Here is a 1,181-nt window from a genome sequence, read left to right as displayed (position 1 = left end):
GACCACGTTCTGCCGGCTCGATGAGCTCGGACTTCACGCTGTCGGGCAGTACCTGTCGCCCGATCACGCCGTCATCGAGTGCCGCGTCGTCGAACCGGACCGCTGGTGTCGGAAGTGCGGCTGCGAGGGCGTGCCCCGGGACACGGTGCAGCGGCGTCTCGCGCATGAACCGTTCGGGCACCGGCCCACGACGCTGTTGATCCGTGTCCGCCGATACAAGTGCTCCGGGTGCGGGCGCATCTGGCGGCAGGACACGTCGAAGGCCGCGCCGGAGCGAGCGAAGATCTCCCGTAGCGGCCTCGCCTGGGGCCTGGCAGGCCTCGTCCTCGACCATCTCTCCGTCTCTCGGGTCGCCACGGGGCTCGGGGTGTCGTGGTCGGCCGCGAACGCGGCGATTCTCGCTGAGGGCAAGCGGCGTCTGATCGATGACCCGCACCGCTTCGACGGCGTCACCACGATCGGTGTCGACGAGCATGTCTGGCGCCACACGCGCAAGGGCGACAAATATGTCACGGTGATCATCGATCTCACCCCGAACCGGGACAAGACCGGACCCGCACGGCTTCTGGACATGGTCGAGGGCCGCTCGAAGGCAGTATTCAAGCAGTGGCTCGCCGGTCGACCGAAGGCCTGGCGGGACGAGATCGAGGTCGTCGCGATGGACGGCTTCAGCGGATTCAAGACCGCCGCCGCTGAAGAACTCCCTGAGGCCGTCCCCGTGATGGATCCATTCCATGTTGTCCGTCTCGCTGGCGACGGCCTCAACCGATGCCGTCAACGCGTCCAGCAGCAGAGCCTCGGGCATCGCGGTCGCGCCGGGGACCCTCTCTACAAGGCCCGCCGCACCCTGCATACCGGTCACAGTCTCCTCACCGACAAGCAACGTGACCGACTCGACGCGTTGTTCGCCGACGACGGGCACGTCGAGGTCGAAGCGACCTGGGGTATCTACCAGCGCATCGTTGCCGCCTACCGAGAACCCGACAAGATCAAGGGCAAGACGATGATGAAGGCCGTGATCGACAGTGTCACCAGCGGCGTTCCGGCCGCGCTGATCGAGATCCGCAGACTCGGCCGGACCCTGAGGCAACGCGCTGCGGACATCCTCGCGTTCTTCGATCGCCCCGGCACCAGCAACGGACCAACCGAAGCGATCTGTGAGTCTGAAGGTGGCTGGTCTG

At 66.4% G+C, this 1,181-nt stretch carries 1 protein-coding gene; it reads left to right on the top strand.

All coding sequences use genetic code 11. From position 1 onward, the window contains the following. A partial coding sequence (locus HGQ17_RS14840) for an ISL3 family transposase (RefSeq protein WP_168888729.1) occupies positions 1 to 1,181 on the top strand: 1,181 nt, incomplete at both ends.

It is taken from the genome of Nesterenkonia sedimenti (assembly GCF_012641515.1).
Lineage (GTDB): Bacteria > Actinomycetota > Actinomycetes > Actinomycetales > Micrococcaceae > Nesterenkonia > Nesterenkonia sedimenti.
Note: the sequence above shows the minus strand (reverse complement) of the source record. Positions and strands in the feature narration are given on the sequence as shown.